Origin of the sequence: Actinomadura sp. 9N215, from assembly GCF_044326345.1 — a bacterium.
Classification (GTDB): Bacteria; Actinomycetota; Actinomycetes; order Streptosporangiales; family Streptosporangiaceae; genus Spirillospora.
In genome coordinates this window covers 18,452-43,907 of sequence record NZ_JBIRBA010000047.1, presented here as the reverse complement: position 1 = coordinate 43,907, position 25,456 = coordinate 18,452, and the positions used below count along the sequence as shown (strand labels likewise).

Annotated in this window: 3 protein-coding genes (1 of these 3 only partly in view); all 3 read right to left on the bottom strand. The window is 69.0% G+C overall.

What is annotated here, in order from left to right; all coding sequences use genetic code 11:
• On the bottom strand, positions 1-2,190 hold a 2,190-nt coding region (locus ACH34T_RS42720; RefSeq protein WP_396026739.1), incomplete at its 3' end, for a condensation domain-containing protein.
• Positions 2,187-18,044: a non-ribosomal peptide synthase/polyketide synthase gene (locus ACH34T_RS42715; RefSeq protein WP_396026738.1), complete on the bottom strand. Its 15,858-nt coding sequence runs from the start codon at positions 18,042-18,044 to the stop codon at positions 2,187-2,189. The genes ACH34T_RS42720 and ACH34T_RS42715, both read right to left, overlap by 4 nt.
• Positions 18,044-25,456 carry the 3' portion of an amino acid adenylation domain-containing protein gene (locus ACH34T_RS42710; protein ID WP_396026737.1) on the bottom strand. 6,957 nt of this gene lie beyond the right edge of the window, so 7,413 of the gene's 14,370 nt are visible here — the last part of the coding sequence; its start codon lies off the right edge, out of view; its stop codon occupies positions 18,044-18,046. Before ACH34T_RS42710 ends, ACH34T_RS42715 begins: the two co-directional genes overlap by 1 nt.

Below are 25,456 nucleotides of genomic sequence, written 5' to 3'. Positions count from 1 at the left end.
GAGTTGTTGGGGGGAGTGGCGTTGGGTGTGGGTGGTGGTGATGAGGGTGGCGCCGGCGGTGAGGGCGAGGGTGGTTTCCCAGATGGAGGCGTCGAAGCTTGCGGAGTAGAACTGCAGGATGCGGTCGTTTGGGGTGAGGTGGAAGTGGTGTTGTTGGGCGGTGATGAGGTTGGTGAGGCCGCCGTGGCGGATGCTGACGGCTTTGGGGGTTCCCGTCGACCCCGAGGTATAGATCAGGTACGCGATCTCATCCGGGTGCACCGTGCCGATCGGCGGAGTCGCGGGCAAGTCGGCGAGTCTTTGCCGGAGGCTCGGGTCGTCGATGAGCACGGCCGGGCCACGGGGGAGGAGCCGCTGGAGGGGCCCGGCGGTGATGACGGTGTGGGCGCCGCTGTCGGCGAGTTGGAAGGCGAGCCGGTCGGCGGGCTGGTCGGGGGCAAGCGGAAGATAGGACGCGCCGGCCTTCCAGATCGCCAGCAGAGCGGTGACCAGATCGGGGCCGCGGTCCAGGCACACGGCGACGATCGTGCCGGGTCCCGCTCCCTGGCCGCGGAGGAGGTGGGCCAGCCGATTGGCCTGGTCGTCGAGCCGCCCGTATGTCAGCTGCTGGTCGGCGGCGGTCACCGCGACGGCGCGTGGATGCCGGGCGGCCAGATCCGCGATCAGCTCATGTACCGGACGGTCTGGCACCGGGACCTCCGGCCCGCGCGCCCAGCTCTCAAGGCTCGCCCGCTCGTCCGCCGTCAGCAGCGGGATCTCGCTCAGCCGCGCCCCGGGTGCGGCGGCGACGCCTTCGAGCACGGTGGTGAGATGACAGGCAAGCCGCTCGATCGTGCTCGGGTCGAAGAGGTCGGTGCTGTATTCGATGGCCCCGTAGAGCCGCCCGTCGGCATCCATCAGCTCGACGGCGAGGTCGAACTGGGTGGTGGTACGAGTGATGGGGAAGTCGCATGCGCCCAGCTCGTCCAGCCCGGGACCGGCAGATCGGCCGGCGTCGGCCTGGTAGCTGAACAGGACGTCGAAGAGCGGGGTCCGGGCACCGTTCCGGTCCCGCCCGATCTCGTCCACCAGATGGGCGAAGGGAAGGTCTTGATTGGCGTACGCCTCTAGCGCGACGTTGCGCACACGGTGGAGGAGTTCCTCGAAGGTGGGGTCTCCTGACAGGTCGGAGCGCAGCACGAGGGTGTTGATGAACAGCCCGATCAGCGGCTCGGTGTCGTGGTGGAGACGGCCGGCGATGGGTGTGCCGACGGTGATGTCGTCGTGGCCGCAGTAGCGGGAGAGGAGCGCTTGGAACGCGGCGAGCAGGACCATGAACAGGCTGGTGCCGGTGTCGTGGCTGAGCGCGCGCATCCGGTGGGAGGTCTCGGCCGGGATCTGGAACTCGTACAGCGTGCCGGAGTGGCCGGGCTCCCCGGTGCGCGGATGGTCGGTGGGTAGTTGGAGCGGACTGAGATCGGAGAGTTGGGCGCGCCAATAGTCGATCTGCTCCTGCAGTACCTGGTCACCCATCCTGTCGCGTTGCCAGGCGGCATAGTCGGCGTATTGGATCGGCAGGGGCGGGAGGGGGGAGTGACTGCCGTCGCGATACGCGATGTACAGCGCCGTGAGCTCCTGCTGGAGGACACGGGACGACCACTGGTCGAACGCGATGTGATGGACGTTGACGAACAGAACGTGCTCGTCGGCGCTGAGGCGTAGCAGGAACGCCCGCATCGGCGGATCGGCCGCCACATCGAATCCCTGAGCCGCGTCGTTGTCGATCCGGCGGCCGGCCTCGGCTCGCGCCTCGTCGATGGGCAGCGGCGAGAGGTCGACGAGCGGGACCTCGAAGGCCGCGGTCGGCCGGACCACGGGTCGGGCTGTCCCGTCCGCGGCGGCGTCGATGGTCGTCCGCAGCACCTCGTGCCTGTCAACGATCTCGACCAGTGCTTGCTGGAGCGCCTCGGCGTTCAGGCCGCCGTCAAGGCGGAAGGCCATGGGGAGGTTGTAGTGTGCGGCGGAGGGATCGAGCTGGTTGACGAACCACATCCCTTGCTGTGCGAAGGACAGTGTGTTCGGAGCGTCCGCCGGAAGAGGCTCGATCTTGGAGCCGGCATCCGTGTTCGTGACACCCCTGAGCTGTTGTTCGAGCAGTGCTTGACGCTCGGGAGAGAGCTGTGATCGCCGTCGCGCGGGTGTGGTGCTCACGAATCGTCTCCTTCCAGGGCCAGAAGGTCGCGGACCTCGTCGTCGGTCATCCGCTCGATCCTCTCGATCAGCGCCTGCTCCACCCGTGCCGCCAGCCCGCCGAGCGAGGGGGCCTCGAAGAGGGCCGCCAGCGGCAGGTCGACCCCCAGCCGGGTACGAAGACGGACCGCGACCTGCGTGGCCAGCAGGGAGTGCCCGCCCAGTTCGAAGAAGTCGTCATCGACACCGACGCGGTCCACCCCCAGCACCTCCCGCCAGATGGCCGCCAGGGCGAGCTCGGCGGTGCTCGACGGCGCTACGAACGCGGCCGCCAGCTCGGGCCGGGCGGTGCCGGGCGCGGGCAGGGAGCGGCGGTCGACCTTGCCGCTGCCGGTGAGCGGCAGCGCGTGCAGCAGGATGAACGTTGCGGGGATCATGCTTTCCGGAAGGCGCTGCTTCAGGTGGTCGCGCAACTCGGAGATGTTCGGCGGGGTTCGGGAGTCGGGGACCACGTACGCGACCAGCTGGAGGCCGCGGTGCGGGCGCTCGTGAGCGATCACGGCGGCGCCGCCCACGTCTGCATGGGCGGTGAGCTCCTGTTCGATCTCGCCGGGTTCGATCCGGTGTCCGCGGAGTTTCACCTGGTCGTCCGTGCGCCCCAGGAACTCCAGTTGCCCGTCCGCACGCCAGCGGGCGAGGTCGCCGGTGCGGTAGAGCCGCGTCCCGGCCGGTCCGAGGGGATCGGGCACGAAGCGCTCGGCGGTGAGCGCGGCCCGATCGTGATAGCCCCGCGCGACGGCGACGCCGCCGATGTACAGCTCACCGGGGACTTCGATACCGGCCGGGCGAAGTCGTGCGTCGAGCACGTGGCACGAGACTCCGGTGATCGGGCGGCCGATGGGCGGCCGGTCGTCGTCCGGCGGGCAACGCGCGTCCGTGACCGAGACCGCGGCCTCGGCGGGCCCGTACAGGTTGTGGACCTGGAAGTGGTCTCCGAGCCGCTCATGGCAGCGGCGCACCAGGGGGCCGGGGAGCGCCTCCCCCGCGCATGTGATCAGACGCAGCCCAGCGGTCTGGTCGGCGTCGGCGACGTCCAGGAAGGGGCCGAGGAGTGAGGGTACGAACTCCACCGTGGTGATGGTGTGCCGTTCGATGAGCCGGGCGATCGCTGTGGGGTCCCGGTGCTGGCCGGGGGGCGTCATGATGATGGTGGCGCCGACGAGCAGTGGACAGCAGAGCTCCCAGAGGGAGACGTCGAAGATCAATGGCGTCTTGTGCAGGCTCCGGTCCGCGGCGTCGAACTCGTGGGCCTGGATCTGCCAGAGGAGCCGGTTGACCAGGCCGGCGTGGTGGTTGAGGACCGCTTTGGGGAGACCGGTGGACCCGGAGGTGTAGATCAAGTAGGCGCCGTTGCCGCCGTGTACGGGAACTGCTGGACTGGACGCGGGGAGTGCGGCGAGCGTGCGCTGGACGGCGGGCTCGTCGAGGACGACGACGGCCGTATCGATCTCGTTCACGGCCGGGAGCCGGCCGCGCAGGTCACCGGTGGTGATGAGCGCGATCGCGCCGCTGTCGCGGAGCTGGAACGCCAGGCGCTCCGCCGGGGCCTCGGGATCGAGCGGGACGTAGACGCCGCCGGCCTTCCAGATCCCGAGGAGCGTGGGGAGCAGTGACAGCCCGCGGTCGAGGAGAACCGCGACCGTCTTCTCTGGGCCGACACCCAGGCTGCGCAGGTGGTGGCCGAGCCGGTTGGCGCGCTGGTCCATGTCTCTGTAGGTCAGCCGCTGCGCCTCGGAGACCACTGCTATCGCCTCCGGTGTCCGGCGGGCCTGCGCGGCGACCAGTTCGTGGACCGCGGTGGCGGAGGCGACCGGCGCGTTCGTCCCGGCCGACCACTCGGCGACGAGCGCGGCTTCGTCCGATGGAACGGCGGTGATGTCGCCGAGCCGCTGGTGCGGGTCGTCGGCGATGGTCTCCAGCAGAGCGGACAGATGTGCCGCGAGGCGGTCGACGGTCGCCTCGGCGAGCCGCGATCGGTCATACGCGGCTGTGAAGAGCAGGGAGGTCTCGGGAATGGCGGTGACGGTGAGGGGATAGTGGTCGTATGCTTCCTCGCCGCTGATCTCGCAGATCGATGCCGTATCGCCGCGGTCGGCGGCCGTGGTGTCGGAAGGGCCGCCGCTTGATGTGACCGGGTAGTTGTGGACCACGAGGATGGTGTCGAAGAGCGGTGTGTTCGGCGGCAACGCACTGTCCGCCTGGATCGATACCAGGGGCGTGTGCTGGTGATCCTGCTGCTCGAGTTGCTGGCGTTGCAGGTCTTGAAGGAACTCGAGAAGAGGCTGGTCCGCCCTGGTTCGAGTACGGACGGGAAGTGTGTTGATGAAGAGGCCGAGCATGCTCTCGGCCCCGGGAAGGGTGCCCGGACGACCCGCGACGGTGGCGCCGAAGCAGACATCGGACGTCCCGGCCTGCCGGGAGATCAGCAGCGCGAGAGCACCGCGCACGATGGTGCTCATCGTCAGCCGGTGGCCGCGCGCCAGGTTCTCGAGTCGGCGAGTGATGTCCTCGGACAGGCTCCAGCGCCGGGTGGAGTGCCCGGTGGTCGGCTCAGTGCGTCGGGATTCCGCGAGCGGGGTGGGGTTGGTGAAGCCGTCCAGTTGCTCGCGCCAGAACTCCAGGTCGTCCTGGTCGTCCTGGCCGGCGAGCCAGGCGATGTAGTCGCGGTAAGGGCGGCGGGCGTGTAGGGCCGGCGCCTCTTCGCGGGCCATGGCCTGGTACGTGGCGAGGAACTCCTGCTGCAGGATCGGCAGGCTCCAGCCGTCGAGCAGCAGGTGGTGCGCGGCGATCAGGAGGGTGTGGCGCGTGGGGCCGTGCCGGATGACGGCCAGCCGGGCGAGTGGCGGGACGCCGAGGTCGAAGCCCCGCCGCCGATCCTCGACCAGGAAGTCCTCGAGCTGGGCGGCCTGCTGGTCTTCGGGAAAACGCGACCAGTCGTGAACGGTGCAGGGGATCGCGGTCTTGGCGGCGACGATCTGGAGAGGGTCGTCCAGGTCGTGGTGTCGGATGGCGGTGCGCAGAATCGGGTGCCGGTCGACCAGGTACTGGAAGGCCCGATGGAGGAGTTCCGGTTCCAGCGGCCCCTCGAAGGTAAGGCTGGTGTGCTCGAAGTACACGCCGGCGTCGGGGTCCAACAGTGTGTGGAACAGCATGCCGTGTTGCGTCGGCGACAGCGGATAGGCGTCTTCGATCACGAACCCGGTCGTGTCGACGAGCTGGTCTACCTGGTGCTGGGAGAGATTGGCCAAGCGGAAGTCGGAAGGCGTCGCCGCACCCGGACTCGTTCTCGCGACGTGCGCGGTGTGCTCGATCACCTCGACCAGCGCGCGCCGCACGTGTTCGGCCAGGGTGCTGATCGTGTCGGGTCGGAACCGGGTGCGCGGGTACGTCAGGTCGATGTGCAGCCGGCCTTCGTCGATCGCGGCGGTGATCTCCAATAGATGCGCCATCGGGGTGTCCGGGTGCTGGTCGTCCGCCGTTGGGCCGCCGACCGGCCGCCACCTCCCGTCCGGGTCGCCGCTCCCATCGCCCTGTTCCCGGCTGCCGGATGGCGATGGAGTGCCGGAGTCGAGCTGGCCGTGGTAGTTGAACCCGATCTCAGCACCCGAGCCGCCGCTGGACTCTGTGAGCAAATGGCCCCGCACACCGAGCCCTGAGATCGTCCGGACCTCTTCCTTCACCGTCTTGATGAGTCCCGCCAAATCGCCGGCATGTGCGAGCCGGACCGGGGCGAGCGCGGTGAACCAGCCGAGGGTGCGGGACAGATCGTGCGGACCGGTGTAGGTGCGGCCGTGGCCTTCGAGTTCGACGACGGTGCGGTCGACGCGCGCCCATTCGTGCAACGCGCGTGCGAGCGCGGCGAGGAGCAGATCGTCGACGCGGGTGCGGTATGCGCCCGGCGCCTCGCGGATCAATGCCGTCGTGGACTCGACGTCCAGGACGACGCCGCGGGTGCCCGCATGGGCGAAGGTCATGGGCCCCGTATCGTGATCGACTGGGAGCGGATCGGCGAGCCTGCCCGACCTCTGATCGCTCGCGGACGCGCTGGCGACGTCGGTGGTCCGGCTCAGGTCGGCGACGTACGCCGCCCACTGCCGGATGGACGTCGTCTTGGGGCCGAGGTCGACGGGTCGGCCGTCGGCGAGCTGTTCGTAGGCACGAGCCAGGTCCTCGATCAGGATGTCCCAGGAAACGGTGTCGATGGCGAGGTGGTGAACTACGAGCAGGATCCGGGAGCCGTTCCCGGATGCGTCATCCACGAGCTCGATCCGCCATATCGGTCCGTTCTCCAGATCCAGCCCCGCCTGAGCGCTTCCCGCGATTCGCCGGAGCCGGTCACGTGTCTGCTCCGCGTCGCAACCGGCCGGAAGGCGGTGCCGGGTGACGACCGGCGGAGCCTGGTCGGATACGGAGATCTGGAGCGCGTCGGGATATCCGGTGGCTCGTAGCCGAAGCACATCGTGATGGTGGGCGATCGCGGTCGCGGCCCGCTCCAGCAGCGGGGGATCGAGCCGGGTCGCAGACTCCAGCCAGGTTGCCTGGTTGAAGTGCTCCGGACGCGTCAACCGCTGTGCCGCCCACCAGTGATGAATGGGAAGGATCTCGATGGGGCCGGAGACCTGGACCTGTTCCGCCTCCTCGCCCTGGGCGGCGACGCCCGCCACCGCGGCAAGGGAGGCGATCGTGGAGTGGTCGAACAGCTGGGCCGGGGTGATGACGACGCCCGCGCGCCGTGCTCGCGCCACGACCTGCAGGCTCAAGATCGAGTCGCCGCCGAGGTCGAAGAAATCGTCGTGCACGCCCACGTGGTCGAGGCGCAGCACGTCACGCCAGACATCGGCCAACACCAGCTCGATGGCCGTGGCCGGTTCGACGTATTCGGCCGCGAGCCGGGGACGTTGTCCGCCGGGTGCGGGCAGGGCCTGACGGTCGATCTTGCCGGTGACCGTCAGCGGCAGCTCCGCCAGCGTGACGAAAGCCACGGGGATCATATGGTCGGGAAGCTTGGCCATCAGGAACGTTCTCAGCTCGTCGACGCTCGGATCCGACCCCGGCGAAACCGCGAGATAAGCGGCTATGCGCAGGTCGCCGGGTTCGTCCTCGCGCGTCACGACAGCGGCCGTCACGACGTCCGGATGTGCGACGAGGGCCGCTTCGACCTCACCGGGTTCGATGCGGTGGCCGCGCAGGTTGATCTGCTCGTCCGTGCGACCGAGGAGCTCCAGGTTTCCGTCGTTCCGCCAGCGTCCCAGATCACCCGTCCGGTACAGCCGCGAGCCGTCGTCGGCGGACGGGTCGGCGACGAAGCGCTGCGCGGTCAGGTCTGGCCGGTGGTGATATCCGCGGGTCAGCCCGTCGCCGGCGATGTAGATCTCTCCGGGCGTTCCGGGTGGTACCGGGCGCAGGTGACGGTCCAGAAGGTGCACGGTCGTGTGCGGAAGGGGCCGCCCGACGGGCAGGTACCGATGTGGGTGGGCGTCAGCGTGTGTCGCGTCGTACCAGGTCGAGTCGATGCTGGTCTCGGTGAGCCCGTAGGCGGTGAGCAGGCGGGCACACGGCAGCAGGGAGCGCGTAGGGGCGAGGTCGGCGGCGGGCCACAAGTCCGCTGCGACGACCATCAACCGCAGGTTCGAGGTGGCGGCCTCGGAAAGATGATCCCGAAGAGGGGCGAGCTGGTGGGGCGAGGTCTCCAGCGCGGTGATGCGGTGGCGGTCGATCAGATCCGCGAGGTGGGCGGGGTCGAGCCTGCGACGGTCTGGCCCGATGTGCAGGGTCGCGCCAGAGGCGAGCGCGCGGACCCAGTCGCCGGTGAAGACGTCGAAAGCCGTGTTCGCCGTGGTGAGCCATACGTCCTCGGCCGCCAGTCCGTGGCTGGCGGTCCACGCGTGGTGGAGCTGGATCAGATTGCGGTGGGTGCCGATGGCCCCCTTGGGCGTGCCGGTCGATCCCGACGTGTAGATCAGGTAGGCGGCGTTGTCGAGACTGATCTCGACCTCGGGTGGGGTGGCGGGGTGGTCCGCCAACTGGGCGCGGATCGCCGGGTCGTCGAGGAGCACGGTGGAGGCGACGTCGGCTTCGGACACGGGTGACCGTTCCCGCAGCGCCGAGGTGCTGATCAAGGTCCGGGTTCGGGTGTCGCGCAGGAGGAAGGCGAGTCGTTCGGGCGGGGTGCCGGGGTCGATGAGTGTGCAGGCGGCACCTGCCTTGAGCACGGCCAGGGCCGCGACGATCGCGTCGGATGTGCGTTCGAGGCAGATGGCCACCACTGCTTCGTGAGCCACGCCCCTAGTGCGAAGGAGGCGTCCGAGCCGGTTCGCGCCCTGCTCGAGTTCGAGGTACGTCAGTCGCCGTTCGCCGGTGGTCACCGCGGCCTTGTCCGGGGAGGTGTGCGCGTAGGTCGCGACCAGCTCATGGACGGGGACGTCCGGCACCTCGCCCGCCTCGATCCCGACCGTCCCCTTCCGGCTGCTGTCGTGTTCGGACGGCGGGAGAATCGGCAGCTCACTGAGGTGCAGGTCGGGATCGACCGCGACCGCGCCCAGCAGGACCGTGAAATGGGCGATGAGGCGGTCGACCGTCTCTCGATCGAGCAGCCTGGTCCCGTACTCGATGCTGCCGTGGAGAACCCGGCCGTCCTCGAACACGTTGAGTGTCAGGTCGAAAGGCGTGACCGTGTAGTTCGCCGGGAATTCGCAGGCGTCGAGGTCCGCCAGCCCGGTTCGATCATCGGCCCCCGCGGTGGCGTAGTTGAACATGACCTGGAAGAGCGGATGGCGAGCGCGATCCCGTTCCGGCCGCAGCGCGTCGACCAGGTGCTCGAAGGGAAGATCCTGGTGATCGTATGCGTCCAGCGCGGTCTTCCGGACCCGGCCGAGAAGTTCGGTGAAGGTGGGGTCGCCTGTCAGGTCGTTGCGCAGCACGACGGTGTTGACGAACAAGCCGATGAGCCGCTCGGCGTCCGGGTGGGGCCGGCCGCTGATCGGAGTGCCGACGGCGATGTCGTCTTGTCCGCTGTAGCGTGCCAGGAGCGTCTGGAAAGCGGCCAAGAGCGTCATGAACATGCTGGTGCCGGCCCTGCGGCTGGTCTCCCGCAGCCCCTCGGTGATTTCGGCGGAAACGGTGAACGGGCACTGGGCCCCCGCCGGGTCGCGAACCGCGGGGCTCTGGCGGTCCGTGGGCAGCCGCAGTGGGCGGAGGTCGGCGAGCTGGTCCCGCCAGTACTCCAGCTGGTCTCGCAATGCCTCTTCGGAGAGCCGACTGCGCTGCCATGCCGCGTAGTCGGCGTACTGAACGGGCAGCGGTTCGAGAGAGACGGGCCGCCCATCCCGGAAGGCCGCATAGAGCGTCGACAGCTCACGCTTGAGCACGCCGATCGACCACTCGTCCGCCGCGATGTGGTGGACGGTCAGAACTAGCACGTGCACATCAAGGTTCAGCCGGATCAGTTTCGCGCGCAGGGGCCGGGTCGTGGACAGATCGAACGGAGTGGCCGCGTCATCGTCCACGAGCCGGCCCGCTTCGCGCCGGGCGTCATCGGCGGGAAGCCCGGACAAGTCGATCAGTGGCATCCGCTGCTCGGCCTCAGCGGAGATCGTCTGCACTGGCACGCCGTCCGGTGTGCTGGTGATCGTGGTGCGCAGTGTCTCGTGCCGTGCCACCACCGCGGTGAGCGCCCGTCGCAACGCGGTGACGTCCAGCCCTCCGTCGAGCCGAAGCGCGCTGGAAATGTTGTACTCGGCGCTGTCGGGCTCCAGTCGGCTGAGGAACCACAGCCGCTGCTGGGCGGACGACAGTTCCAGCGGCGCGGTTCGGTCAACGGGCACGATGGGCGGGGGCTGCCGCCTGCGGTCCGACTCGTCCACCAGGACGGCGAGCTCAGCGACGGTGGGCGCGTTGAACAGGTCCGCTATCGCCAGGGTGACGCGGAACCGTTCTCTTATCCGCGAGACGATCTGCATGGCCGTGAGCGAATGCCCGCCCAGCTCGAAGAAGTCGTCGTGCGCGCCGACCCGTTCGATCTTGAGCACCTGCCGCCAGACGTCGGCGATGGCCTGCTCGGTCGCGGTGGCCGGAGGAACGAAACGGAGCACGGCGGCAGGCCGGTATGTCTCGTCGGCGCTGAGGGCGTGTCGGTCGGTCTTGCCGCTGGTGGTCATCGGCAACCGCGGCAGCTGCGTGACGCTTGCCGGGACCACGGGGTCGGGCAACCTGCTTCGCATGAACGCGCGGAGCTCCTCCGCCCCGGGCGGGTGGTCGGCGTCGGACGGGACGAGGAAGGCGGCCAGTCGTGCTTCGCCGGCATCCTCGCGGACCACGACCGCCGCCGCCCGCACCTGCGGATGGGAAGCGAGGACGCTCTCTATCTCCCCTGGCTCCACCCGATGGCCCCGGATCTTGATCTGGTCGTCGATGCGGCCCAGGTAGTGAAGCCTGCCCTCGGAGCTCCAAAGGGCGAGGTCCCCAGTGCGGTACAGGCGTGATCCGTCATTGGCCACGGGGTCGGGGACGAACCGCTCGGCGGTCAGCGCGGGACGACGGTGGTAACCGCGCGCGAGCTGCGGGCCGCCGATGAACAACTCGCCGGGAACGCCCGCCGGGACGCCCCGCAGGTGTTCGTCGAGCACGTGGGTGGTGGTGTGAGGGAGCGGGGTTCCGATCGATGGTGCGATGTTCTCTGGGAGATCAGGGGGGAGCAGATCGGTGGTGACGGTGATGGTGGTCTCCGTCGGGCCGTAGACGTTCCATAGGGGAACGCCGACGGCCTCGTACCAGGTCCGGATCTGCGCCGGGAGCGGGCGCTCTCCCCCGATCTTGGCTGCTCGGACCAGGGGGAGTTGCTCGGGCGTGGGAGTGGCCGCGCCGACCCAGCTCGCCCAGTAGCCGGCGGGCATGTGCAGCAGCGTGGGCCGCGACTCAAGGATGTGGACGGCGAGTTGGGCTGGATCGGGCCAGCCATCGGGCAGGACGTGGAGGGTTCCGCCGCGAGCGAGCACGGGAAAGATCTCTTCCGCGGCCGCGTCGAAACCGGGCGAGAACGCTTGCAGGGCACGGGTGTCGGTGCCGAGGCCGAAACGCGTGCTCATGGCCTCGTTGTGGTTGGCCAGCCCACGGTGGGTGACGGTTACCGCCTTCGGGGTACCCGTCGAGCCGGAGGTGTAGATCAGGTACGCGGCGTCGTCCGGGTGCACCGCGAAACGCGGTGAGGTGGGTTCGCATTCGTCGAGGGCGGCGACGGTGCCGGGATCGTCCAAGATCAGCAGCCGGGTTTCCGCCTTCACCGCACCAGGCAGGCGGTTCCGCAGCCGGTGCTGGGTGAGCACCACGTCGGCGCGGCTGTCGTCCAGCTGGAAGGCGAGCCGTTGCGTGGGGGTCGCGGTCGTCAGCGGCAGGTAGGCGGCACGGATCTTCCATGCGGCGAGCATGCAGACGATCAAGTCGCATCCGGGCACCGTGAACACGGCGACGACGCTTTCCGGGCCGATGCCCGCCGCCAGAAGATGGTGAGCGAGGCGACTGGCGTGCTGGTCCAAGTCCGCGTAAGTCATCCGGTGCTCGCCCGCCACCAGGGCGACCGCCTGCGGTGTCCGTTCCGCCTGCGCGGTGATCCAGTCGGGGACGTGCCCGCCCGGCACGGCGGTCAAGGGCCCTGTCCCCCAGTCCCGTAGTCGTGTCCGCTCCTGTGCCGTCACCATCGGCAGATCGACCAGGCGTCGGACCGGATCCTCGGCGATAACCTCGAGAAGAGCGGTGAGGCGGTCGGCGAGCGCGTCGACCGCCTCGGCGGACAGCCGGGCGCGGTCGTAGGAGAACGCGAGCTGCAGCGGGCTGCTGTCGTCGGTGATGAATGTCAGCGGGTAGTGGTCGTATTCGAGGGTGCTGCTCTCGCAGATCCGCGTCTCCGCTTCCGCGGTGGCGGCACCACCGTCACCGTCGGGGTAGTTGTTGAAGATCAGAATCGTGTCGAAGAGGGGACGTCCGACGGGGACCTCGCTCCTGGCCTGGATGGAGACGAGTGACGCGTGCTCGTGGCGTTGCTGCCTGAGTTGCTGCGTTTGGATGGACTGGAGGAAGTCCAGCACCGGTTGCTCGGGTGGGATGCGGACGCGTACCGGGACGGTGTTGATGAAGAGTCCGAGCATCTTCTCGGAGCCCGGCAGGGTATCGGGCCTGCCGGCGACGGTGGCCCCGTAGCAAACGTCCTTGCTAGCCGTCTGGTGGGAGATGGCGAGGGCCAGGGCGCCGCGGACGATGGTGTTGAGGGTCAGACGGTGGGTGCGTGCCAGTTCGTCCAGCCTGGCCGTGTGTCGCTGGGACAGCTTCCAATGATGCTTCGCATGTCCGCTGCCCGGCGCGGAAGCGTTCTCTGGGGCGATCAGGGTGGGGCTGGTGAAGCCGTCGAGTTCGTTGGCCCAGAACGCGGCACCGTCCTGTGAGTTCTGATCGCTCAGCCAGGCGATGTAGTCGCGGTAGGGCCGCCGGGAGGGAAGCCGCGGAGCCCGCCGATCGATGAATGCCTGATGGACGGCCTGGAGCTCGTGCAGGAGGATCGGCTGGCTCCAGCCGTCGAGCAGCACATGGTGCTCGGCGATCACCAGCGTGTGCTGGGTGGGCGTCTGCCGGATCAAGGTGAGGCGGATCAAGGGTGGCGTGCCGAGGTCGATTCCCCGCCGCCGGTCGGCGTCGAGGAACTCGGCAAGGCGCTCCTGGTACCGGTCGGCGGGCACGTCAGACCAGTCGCGGAAGTCGAAGGGGACGTCGGCGCGCGCCGCCACCATCTGAAGGGGCTCTTCGACGTCGAGTTGGCGGATGGCCGTGCGCAGGACGGGATGGCGATCCACCAGGTGCTGGAACGCCGCCCGCAGTGTGTCCGGATCGAGTGGTCCCTCGAAGGTGAGGAGCGTGTGTTCGAAGTACAGGCTGCTCTCCGCGTCGAGGAGGCTGTGAAAGAGCATGCCCTGCTGCATCGGAGAGAGCGGGTAGGCGTCTTCGACGGTGAATCCAGCCGTGTCGACCAGTCGATCGACCTGCTTCTGGGACAGCCGCGCCAGTGGGAAGTCCGATGGTGTCGCCAGACCCGGCGTCGTCTCCGTGACCTGCACGCAGTGCTCGGTGATGTCCGTCAGGGCCTCTTGCAGGTGTCCGGCGAGGTCGGCGATGCTTTCGGGCCGATACCGGGTGGTCGGATAGGTCACGCGGACGCGGAGCCGGTCACCACTGATCGTGACGCTGACGTCGAGCAGGTGCGGTAGGGGTGCGTCCGCCTGCTGGTCGTCTCCGGTCGGCCCGTCGATGGAACGCCATGGTGTCGCGCCTTTGGTGTGGTCGCCGCCGTCCTTGCCGGCCGAGGCGCCGGGCTCGGGGCCGAGACTTCCCTGGTAGTCGAAGCCGATCTCGGGAGTGGCCGACTCTGCCAGGTGGGGGGTGAGATGCGCGAGCACGCCGTATCCGAGTCCGTGGCGTGGGACGGCGCGTAGCTGCTCCTTCACGCTCCTGATGGCCCCCGGCCATCCGGCCGACGGATCGGCGAGGTCAAGCAGAACGGGTATGAGGGTGGTGAACCATCCGAGCGTTCGGGAGAGATCATGCGGTTCGGCATGGGTACGACCGTGGCCTTCCACGTCGATGAGGGCCCGGCGGGCTCCGGTCCATCGCCGGAGCGCCTCGGTCAGCGCGGTGAGGAGCAGGTCGTTGATCTGGGTGCGGTAGGCGGCGGGTGCCCGCCTGCTCAGCGCCCGGGTCATCTCGGGGGAGAGACAGATCTCGTGTGAGCCGGCGTGCGCGTGCGTGGCCGGGCCGGTGATGTGGTCCGTTGGCAACCGGTCGTGGTCTCCGCGACCCGTACGGATCCAGTACGGCTTCTCGGCCTTTGTGGTCTCGTCGTGGGCGAGCTCGACGAGGTGGTCGGCCCATTGACGGATGGAGCTGGTCTTGGGGCCGAGATCGACGGGCAGCCCGCTGACCAGCTGTGCGTAGGCGCCGGCCAGGTCTTCGGCGAGGATGGGCCAGGATACGGTGTCGATGGCGAGATGGTGGACCACGATGAGCAGGCGCGATCCCTCCTCGGTGCCGGAGCTGACGAGCTCGATCCGCCATATCGGCCCGGAAGTCAGATCCAGCCGTTGTTGCGCCGTCACCGCGATGCGATGGAGTTGCTCGGGACCGCACGCTTGGAGCCGGTGGGCGGTGACGACCGGAAGGTCCTCCGCGGCGAGGACGAGCCGGAGATCGTCGGGGTATCCGGTGGCGCGGAGCCGCAGGGCGTCATGATGATCCGAGACCGCGGCGGCGGCGCGTTCGAGGAGCACGGGATCGAGCCGTGTGGAGGTCTGCACCCAGGCGGCCTGGTTGAAGTGTTCCGGATGGCGCAGCCGGAGACCCGCCCACCAGCGGTGAATGGGCAGCGGAGCGACGGGGCCCGTCAGCCGGTCCTGATCTGCCTCCGCGCGCTCGCCGGCGAGCGCGACCGCGGCGAGCCCGGCCACGGTCGGATGATCGAAGATCTGCGCGGGCGTGATCAGCACGCCACGGGCCGCTGCCCGCGCCACGACCTGTAGTGCCAGGAGGGAATGGCCGCCGAGGTCGAAGAAGTCGTCGTGGATCCCGACCCGATCCAGGCCGAGGACCTCGCGCCAGATCTCGGTGAGGAGCTGTTCGGTTCCGGCGGCCGGTTCGAGGGACCAGGGGGGCGACCCGGTCTGCTCCGCAGGGGCGGGCAGATTCCCGCGATCCACCTTCCCGCCGCTCGTCAACGGAAGCGCGTCGAGGATGACGAACGCCGCCGGGATCATCGGGCTGGGGAGCCGGGTCCCGAGCAAATCTCTCAGCTCGCCGGCGTCGCAGGGTTGAGCCGGGTCCCGGGGGACGACGTAGGCGACCAGTCGCAGGGAGCCGGCTCCGTCCTCTTGCGCTGTCACGATGGCGGACGCGACCCGCGGATGCGTGGTCAGCACATTCTCGATCTCGCCCGGCTCGACCCGGTGGCCGCGTATCTTGACCTGGTCATCGATCCGGCCGAGGTATTCCAGGCGGCCGTCCCGACGCCAGCGGACGAGGTCACCGGTGCGGTAGAGGCGCGCGCCACCGGCGGACCAGGGATCGGCGACGAACTTCTCCGCGGTGAGGGCCGGCCGGTGGTGGTAGCCGCGAGCAGGCGCGAGACCGCCGATGAAGAGCTCCCCCGCGACGCCCGGCGGCACCGCGTTCATCCAAGGATCCAGCACTCGGCAGACGGTGTTCGCGTGCGGGGTGCCGATGGCGGGAGGGAGGTCGTCGTCGGGTTCGCAAGGCGAGTCGGTGACGTCGATGGTCGCTTCGGTCGGGCCATACAGATTCCGCAGCCGGACCCTCGGTCCCAGGACCTCCCGGCAGCGGTGGACCAGTGGTTGCGGCAGGGGGTCACCGCCACACGTGATCAACCTCAGGCCGGTGGCGTCGTCGCGGCCGGCGGTGTCCAGGAACGGGCCGAGCATCGCCGGCACGAAGTCCACCGCGGTGATGGCATGCCGTCCGATGGCACGGCCGAGCACCTTGGGATCCCGGGCGGCCTCCCGCGGCGCGACCACCACGGTCGCGCCCACCGCCAGCGGGCCGCACATCTCCCACAGCGACACGTCGAACGTCGGTGAGGTGCGCTGCAGGACTCGATCTTCAGGACCGAAGCGATGGGCCTCGAGCTGCCAGCGGAGCCGGTTGACCAGGCTCCCATGGGACACGACCACGGCCTTGGGGGCTCCCGTGGACCCGGAGGTGTAGATCATGTAAGCGGCGTTGTCCGGCCGCATGGCCACGTCGTGCGCTGCGGCGGGTTCCCCGTCGGGCCCTTCGTGCGCCCCCGGGGGGCGGACGAGGTGAACGTGTGCGCCGGTCTCCGGAAGGCGGTCCCGAAGGCCCATCGACGTGATGACCACACGGGCGCCGCTGTCGTCGAGCTGGAAGCGCAGCCGCTCGGTCGGCGCTCCAGGATCGAGGGGAAGGTACACACCGCCGGCCCTGAGCACTCCGAAGAGGCTCACCACAAGGTCGATACCAGGCTCCAGATGTACGGCGACCACCGTCTCGAGGCGGACTCCCAAGAGCCGCAGCCGCCGCGCGAGCCGGTCGGCGAGGCCGTCAAGCTCGGCGTAGGTGACGCGATCGTGGCCGAAGACGACCGCGGGGGCGTCAGGTGTGATCCGGGCTTGCCGCGCGAGCAGCTGGTGCACCACATCGGACCGGTCGCCCCATCCGACCTCCGGCCCTGAGGACCACTCGGAGATCTCAGTCCGTTCGGCGGAGGAGAGCAGGTCGAGCGCTCCGATCCGCTGCCGAGGGTTCGTGGCGACCCCTCGCAGGAGCCGCTGGAAGCCCAGGGCAAGCCGCTCGACGGACGAGTGATCGAACAGATCGGCGTCGTACTCGATGAGGCATCGCAGCGAGTCGCCGGTCTCGATCAGCTCGACGCCGAGATCGAGGGAGGTGACCGAGTAGGGCGCCGGCAGTTCGCAGACGTCCAGAGCCGCCCAGTCCGCGGCGTCACCCGCTGCGGGTCGCCGCCCTGCGTGGTAGCCGAACATGATGCCGAACAGCGGGTTGCGGGTTCGGTCGCGCTTCGGTTGCAGCTCGTCGACGAGCCGCTCGAACGGCAGGTCCTGGTTGGCGTAGGCGTCGAGGGCGACCTTGCGGACCCGCGCGAGCAACTCGGTGAAGGCGGGATCGCCCGACGTGTCGGTGCGCAACACGAGGGTGTTCGCGAAGAAGCCGATCAACGAACGCGTGTCCCGATGTGCCCGCCCGCTGATCGGGGTGCCGACGGCGATGTCCTCCTGCCCGGTATGCCGGGACAGGAACCCCTGGAAGGCCGCCAGCAGGGTCATGAACATGCTCGTCCCGGCCTCACGGCCGATGGTGCGCAGGGATTCGGTGACGTCCGCCGGGATGACGAAGTCGTACGATCCCGCCGTCCCGTGATCGGCGGTGCGGGGACGGTCGGTCCGCAGATCGAGTGGTGTCAGATCGGCCAACCGCGTGCGCCAGTAGTCCATCTGGTCGTGGTGGATCTCCTCGGAGAGGAGACCCCGTTGCCAGGCCGCGTAGTCGGAGTAGCGGATCGGTGGCGGGGACAAGGGGGACGGGTCGCCACGCTGGAAAGCGGTGTAGCAGGCCCTTAGCTCGTGGCGGAGGATGTCGGCCGACGTGTCGTCGAAGGCGATGTGATGCACGGTCAGGGTGAGGACGTGTTCCTGTTCGGCCAAGTGGATGAGCAGTGCACGCAGCGGTAGGGCCGTCGCCAGGTCGAACGGTCGCGTTGCCTCGGCGTCCACCATTTCCCGCGCCCGCTGCGCGGCCCGCTCGGCGGTCAGGTGGGAGAGGTCGCCGACGGGAAGTTCGATCGACCCCGGAGGCCTGATGACCGCCTCGGGCTCTCCGTCCGGGGTCATCGTGATCGTGGTTCGGAGCGCGTCGTGCCGGGCCGCCACCTCGTTGAGCGCCCGGTGCAGCGCGCCGACGTCGAGATCCCCCTTCAGCTGCATGACGAGGGGGCGGTTGTACTCGGGGCTTTCGGGCCGCAGCCGGTTGAGGAACCACAGGCGCCGCTGGGCGAACGACAGCATTGGCGGAACGCCGGCCTGGACGGCCGGGATGGGGTCGCCGCCACGATGCCGGCGTTCACCGCTCTGCCGGAGGAACGTCAGGATCTCCGCGCGGTGCGTGGCCAGCTGCTCTCGGAGCTCCTGGGTGAGCACGCCTCTGGGCGCTCGTAGGCGGAGATTCTCACCCTCGAGTTGGATGCCCACCCCGAGATCCCTGAGGCGCGTCAGCAGATCGACGGCGTTCACTAGAGCTCCATCTCCTCGTAGTCGTCCGAGGCGGTGGGCCCGCCGCCCTCCCGGACCCAGCGGGCCGCGTCGGCGGCGGCGGCCAGCCCGGCGAGCGTCGGGGCGTCGAAGACGGCCGCGACCGGCAGGTCGACGTCCAGCTCTGCGTGCAGTCCGGAGATGACCTGGGTGGCCAGGAGAGAGTGGCCGCCCAGGTCGAAGAAGTTGTCGTTGACGCCGATCCGGTCGATGCCGAGGACTTCGCTCCAGATGAGGGCGAGCGCCCGTTCGGTCGGCGTGCCCGGCGGCGCATGGTCGGCGATCGAGTCGGGACGGCGGTCTTCGAAGGCGGCTAGCGCGTGCCGATCGATCTTTCCACTGGGAGTCAGCGGAATCGCGTCGAGCGTCACGAAGGTGCCCGGGACCATGTGAGCGGGAAGCCGTGCCTCCAGGAAGCCCCGCACGTCGGCGGCGTCGGGGGGCTGCTCCAGGGTCGCTGGGAGGAGATAGCCGACCAGACGTTCGCCGCGCCGTTCGTCTCGGTGCGCCGCGACGGCAGCCCTGACGATCTGCGGATGGGCGGTCAGCGCTGCTTCGATCTCTCCAGGCTCGATCCGGTGACCCCGCACCTTGACCTGGGCGTCGACGCGGCGAAGGAACTCCAGCCGGCCATCTCCGTTCCACCGGACGAGGTCGCCGGTGCGGTAGAGGCGGGCGCCGTCCTCGCTGAATGGGCTGGCGACGAACCGCTCCGCGGTGAGCGCGGCACGGCCGTGGTAACCGCGAGCGAGTTGGAGGCCGCCGAGGAACAGTTCGCCCGGGACACCGATGGGGACGGGCCGCAGCTGCCGGTCGAGGACGTGGCAGGTCGTGCCGGGCAGCGGTGTGCCGATCGGCAAGCGCGCCCCGGGCCGTCCCTCGCCTACCCGATGGGTGGTGACGCCGACGCTGGTTTCCGTCGGTCCATAGTGGTTGTGCAGCTCGATTTTTGCTTCTCGGGCGAGCGCTTCCATCGTGTCGGCCAGCTCGGCGGGTGTGGCCTCCCCACCGAGGATCAGCGCGGATCGGGGCAGCAGCGCCACGGGGTCGTCGACGCCGGCCAGCAGGGCGGACAGCTGGGAGGGTGTGATTTTGAAGAAGTCGATGTCCTGGTGTTTCAGATAGCCGGCGAGTCGCGGTCCGTGCAGGGTCAGGGGCGTCGGAAGCAGGTGTACGGTGCCGCCGCTGCTCAGCGCCGCGTACAGCAGCGTGTTGCCGAAGTCGACCGTCAGTTGCTGGGCGATCGCGTAGCGGGCGGCTCCTCGAAGGTTCAACCGGTCACCGACGTTGTGGATGTATGCGGCCAGTCCTCCGTGCGTGACCGTGACGGCCTTCGGTGTTCCCGTGGAGCCGGAGGTGAAGATGAGGTATGCGGCGTTGTCGGTGCTCAGGTCGTTGGTGAGTGGAGTGCACGCGCACGCCCCGATGCCATCGCGCGTGGCGGGGTCGTCCAGCAGCACCACCGGAATGGGCTGGTCGGGAAGCCGGTCGAGGAGATCCGTTGTGGTGATGATCAGGCTCGCCGATGCCTCGGTGAGGTAGGAGCCGGTCCGTGCCAGCGGAGTGTCGGGCTCGATGGGCAGATAGGCGGCACCGCTCTTCCATACGCCGAGGAGCGCGGTGATCAGTTCGGGGCCGGCGGGAAGGACGAGCGCGACCACGGCTTCGGGTCCGGCGCCGAGCGAGCGTAGATAGCGGGAGAGGCGGTTGGCGTTCTCCTCCAGTACCGCGTAAGTGAGCGCATGCCCGTCCGCGAAGATAGCGGCCCTGTTGGGGTGGGCTCTTGCCTGCCCGCTGATGAGTTCGGGCAGTAGCGGTCTGGGGACGGCCGAGGCGACGTCCTCGCCCGACCACTCCAACAATCGGTCCCGCTCGACCGGGGAGGTCAGCGAGACATCGCCGATCGTCCGCAGGAGGTCGTCCGCCATGGCCTCCAGCCACCGGACGAGGTGGTCTCCCAGCCTCTCGATCGTGTCGGCCGTGTGCCGGGATCGGTCGAACGACAGCGTGAGGCGGAGGCGGGGGCCCGGGTCGGCCATGACGCTCAGGGGGTAGTGGTCGGCAGGCTCACCGAACATCCCGCAGAGCCTCGGCATCTGACCGGCTCCCTCGGAGTCGGCGGAGTTCCCCGCGCTGGCGCCGTGCGGATAGTTGTGGACGACAAGGATCGTGTCGAACAGCGGAACGTTCGGCGCAAGGCCGCCGACGGTGCGGATCGACGTGAGCGGCGTGTGCTGGTGGGGCTGTTGCAGCGTCCGCTGAGCTTGGATGTCGTGGAGGAAGTCCACGAGGTGTTGTTCGGCGGGGACCTGGACGCGCACCGGAAGTGTGTTGATGAACAGTCCCAGCATGTGCTCGGCACCAAGCAGCGTGTCGGGCCGGTCCGCGACGGTCGCGCCGTAACAGACGTCGGTGCTGCCCGTGTGCTGCGCGATCAGCAGGGCCAGGGCGCCGCGCAGGACGGTGTTGAGCGTCAGCTGATGCGTGCGGGCGAGGCCGGTGAGCCGCCGTGTCGTATCAGCGGACAGCTCCAGATGGTGGGTCGCCTGGCCGCCGTCGCTTCGCGGCGGATCAGTAGCCAGCGGGGTGGAGGCGGTGAAACCGGCGAGCTGGGAACGCCAGAACTCAAGGCCCTCCTGCGAGTCCTGCTCGGCCAGCCAGGCGATGTAGTCGCGGTACGGACGGCGCGCTCGCAGTGCGGGCGCGCGTCCGTTCGCCAGCGCCTCGTAGACGGTCCGCAGCTCGTCGAGCAGGATCGGCAGGCTCCAGCCGTCCATCAGCAGATGGTGTTCGGCCATGACCAGCGTGTGCCGCTCAGGGTCGTGCCGGATCAACGCCAGACGTGCCAGCGGTGGCCGGGACAGATCGATCCCACGGGCACGGTCGGCCGCCAGGAATTCGGCCAGCTTGGCGCTGTGACGGTCATCGGGCAGGCCGGTCCAGTCGTGCACGGTGAACGGGATGGTCGCTTGGGCGGCCACGAGCTGGAGCGGTGTGGTCTGGTCGTGATGACGGATCGCGGTCCGTAGGATCGGGTGCCGGTCGACCAGGTATTGGAAAGCCGCCCGGAGCGACTCCGGGTCCATCGGTCCCTCGTACGTGAGCACGGTGTGTTCGAAGTAGACGCCCTCCGAGGGGGCGAGGAGCGTGTGGAACAGCATGCCGTGCTGCATCGGTGAGAGCGGATATGCGTCCTCGACGATGAATCCGGCCGTGGCGACCAGATGGTCCACCTCGTCCTGGGAAAGCTCCGCCAAGGGGAAGTCCGAAGGCGTCGCCGCGCCGGGAGCGTTCTCCGCCACCTCCCGCGTGTGCGCGGCGATCCGTGTCAACGCTCGAAGCAGATGGTCGCCCAATGAGTCGACGGTCTCGCGGCGGTACCGGGAAACGGGATAGGTGAGGTGGAGGTTGAGCCTGTCTTCCGCGACCGCGGCGGTGAGTTCCAACAGGTGCGGCAGTGGGGCGCTGGGGTCCTGGTCGGAGCCGGTGGGGGCGCCGACGGGCCGCCACAGGCTCCGTCCGTCCTTGCCGTCCACCGCCTCCTCGCGAGACGCTTCCAGCCGGCCGTGGTAGTTGAAACCGATCTGAGTTTGCCCCGTGCGGGGTGACGGCCCATTGAGCTGCCGCCGGGAGGCACCGCGAAGCTTCTCCTTGGTGGACTTGATGAGGCTCGCGAGATCATCGGCGGATTCCGGGTGGACCAGCACGACCGGCGTGAGCGTGGTGAACCAGCCGACGGTGCGGGAGAGGTCGTGCGGCCCGGTGTGGGTGCGCCCATGCCCTTCGAGTTCGATGGACGCACAACGGATTCCGGCCCATCCGTGGAGCGCGTGAACGAGTGCGGTGAGCAGCAGGTCGTTGATCTGGGTGCGATAGGCGCTGGGGGAAAGCTTGATCAACGTCCGGGTGGTCTCGGCGTCCAGGCGGAGGCTGAGGGTATCTGCCTGCGCGTACGTGGTGGGGCCTTCGTCGTGATCGACGGGAAGCCGCTCGACCGGTTCGGGAGTCTCCGCGATCGTGTCGTCCTCGTGGGAGACGCCGGCCACGTAGGCGGCCCACTGGGAGATGGGAGTGGTCTTGGGACCGAGGTCCACGGGCTGTCCCGCGGCGACCTGGATGTAGGCGCGCGCCAGGTCTTCGACGAGGATGTGCCATGAGACGGTGTCGACCGCGAGGTGATGTACGACGATCAGGACGCGCGATCCCCGGCCGGGCCCACCGTCGACGAGGTCGAGACGCCAGACAGGGCCGGACACCAGGTTGAGCCCGGCCTGCGCCGCCTCGGCTATCGCCCTGAGCCGTTCTCGATGCTCCCGGTCGTCGCAGTCTTGCGGTAGCCGGTGGCGAACGACCAGCGGATCGTCCTGGGCGGCGATCGTCAATTGGAGCCGGTCGGGATAGCCGTCGGCGCGTAGCCGCAGAGCCTCGTGATGATCGGTGACTCCGGCGGCCGCGCGGGCCAGCGCGTCGGGGTCGAGTGTGACGTCCGCCTGGACCCACGTCGCCTGGTTGAAGTGGTCGGGGTCCGTCAAGCGCTGGTCCGCCCACCACCGGTGGATCGGCAGCAGTCCCACCGGTCCGGACACCCGCTCCTGCTCCGGATCGACGACTTCTTCGGCGCCCGCGATGGCACTGAGCGCCGCGACGGTGGGGTTGTCGAACAACTGGGCCGGAGTGATCCGCAGCCCGGCCTCACGTGCTCGAGCGACGATCTGCAGGCTCAGGATCGAGTCCCCGCCCAGGTCGAAGAAGTCGTCGTGGACGCCGACGCGATCCAGCCCGAGGACGTCCCGCCAGATGCGCGCCAGCACCTGCTCGGCCGGTGTGGCCGGCTCGACGAACCCGGCGTCAAGGCGCGGGCGATCGGCGGTGGGCGCGGGGAGTGCCTGACGGTCGAGCTTGCCGGTCGTGGTGGTCGGGAGAGCGTTGACGGTGACGAAGACGGCGGGAATGAGGTGGTCCGGGAGCCTCGTCTTGAGATACGCGCGGATCTGAGTGGCTGTGGGAGGCGGTGTGCTGGTGACGATGTATGCGGTGAGTTGGGGGTGGTTGTTGGGGTGGTGGAGGGTGATTGCTGCGGTGTGGATGTGGGGGTGGGTGGTGAGTGCGGTTTCGATTTCGGTGGGTTCGATGCGGTGGCCGTGGAGGTTGATTTGGTGGTCGGTGCGGCCGAGGAAGTGCAGGGTGCCGTCGGGGTTGCGGCGGGCTTGGTCGCCGGTGCGGTAGAGGCGGGTGCCGTTGGTGGTGTGGGGGTTGGCGATGAAGCGTTCGGCGGTGAGGGCGGGGTGGTTGTGGTAGCCGCGGGTGAGGCCGGTGCCGGTGATGTAGATCTGGCCGGGGATGCCGGGTGGGACGGGTTGGAGGTGGTTGTCGAGGAGGTGGACGGTGGTGTGGGGGAGTGGGTGGCCGATGGGGAGGGTTTGTTGGGGGTGGGGTTGGTGGTGGGTGGTGTTGCAGGTGGTGGTGTCGACGGTGGTCTCGGTGAGGCCGTAGCTGGTGAGTAGTTGGGTGTGGGGGAGCAGGGTGTGGGTGGTGTGGTGGTCGTGGGCGTGCCAGGTGTCGGCGGTGATGATGAGGGTGGTCAGTGGTGGTGGGTGGTGGGGGTTGATGTGGGGGTGGAGGGCGGTGAGTTGGTGGGGTGTGGTTTCGAGGGCGGTGATGTGGTGGTGGGTGAGTAGGTGGGCTAGGTGGGTGGGGTCGAGGTGGCGGCGGTCGGGGCCGATGTGGAGGGTGGCGCCGGTGGTGAGGGCGCGGGTCCAGTCGCCGGTGAAGGCGTCGAAGGTGAGGTTGGCGGTGGTCAGGAGGGTGTCGTTGGTGGGTAGGCCGTGGGTGTGGGTCCAGGCGTGGTGGAGGTAGACCAGGTTGCGGTGGGTGCCGATGGTGCCTTTTGGTTGGCCTGTTGATCCCGAGGTGTAGATCAGATACGCACCACAATCCGGGGACAGACGGATGGTCGGCGCTGAGGAAGGGCCGTTGTCCAGAGCCGATCGTGTGCTGACCTCGTCCAGTGCGACCACGACTGGAAGCTGCGCCCTGGCCGGCAATAGCTCACGGAGGTGCGTGGTCGTCACCACGACGGTGGGCCGGCTGTCGGCGAGCAGGTAGGCGAGCCGCTCGGACGGTGTCGCGGTGTCAACGGGCTGATAGACGCCGCCGGCCTTGAGCGCGCCGAGAGCCCACGCCAGGACGTGGACCCCGCGTTCCAGGACCAGAGCCACGACGGATTCGGGGCCTACGCCGCGATCGCGGAGAAGGTGCGCGATCCGGTTGGACAGTGCTGCGAGTTCGGCATAGGTGAGTCGCTCGGTTCCGTCGGCCACGGCCACCTTGTCCGGGGTGGTTCGTGCGTGGCGGTCGACCAGTTCGTGAATCAGGACGTCGGGGATCGGGGGCGCGCTCGGCCCGCGGCTCGACTTGTGCAGCCATCGTCGCTCGTCGTCGGTGACCACTGAGACCTCATGGACGCGCCGATCCGGGTCGGCCGCCACGCCTTCCAGCAGCAATGTCAGATGGCCCGTCAAACGCTCGATCGTCGGGTCGTCGAACAGAGCGGTGCTGTACTCCACGCTTCCCCGCAGCTCACGGCCGGTGTTGCTGAAACTGAGCGCCAGGTCGAACGGCGTCGCGGTGTAGGTCACGGGGAAGGCGCACGCGTCGACGTCGGCCAGGCCCGGCCGGTCCGCGCCGTCGTTGACGGCGTAGTTGAACATGACCTGGAACAGCGGGTGCCGGGCACGGTCGCGCTGCGGCTGGAGCTCCTCGACGAGATGCTCGAACGGCAGGTCCTGATGCGCGAGACCGTCCAGGACGACTCTGCGGACGCGAGCCACGACTTCCCTGAAAGTGGGGTCGCCCGACGTGTCGGCGCGGAGCACGAGGGTGTTGACGAAGAACCCGATGAGTCGCTCGGTGTCGGCGTGTGAACGGCCCGAGACCGGAGTGCCCACCGCGATGTCGTCCTGACCGCAATATCGGGCCAGCAGGGTCTGGAACCCCGCGAGCAAGACCATGAACATGCTGGTCCCGGTCCTGCGATTCAGGTCGCGCAGCCGGTCCGCCGTCTCGGCAGTGATGACGAACTGCTGGACGCGGCCGTCCGCGCGCCGCACCGGAGGGTGGGGCCGGTCGGTCGGCAAGCGAAGCATGGGCAGGTCGGCGAGCTGGGTGCGCCAGTAGGCAAGTTGGCGCTCCCGAATCTCACCGGACAACCAGTCCCGCTGCCAGGCGGCGTAGTCGGCGTATTGGATCGGCAGCGGTTCCAAGGGCGAAGCTCCGCCCTCGTGGAAGGCCGAATAGAGCAGGGACAGCTCGCGGGCGAAGATGGCGGCCGACTGCTCGTCCGAGGCGATGTGGTGAAAGGTGACGCAGAGGGCATGGTCGTCATTTGCCAGCCG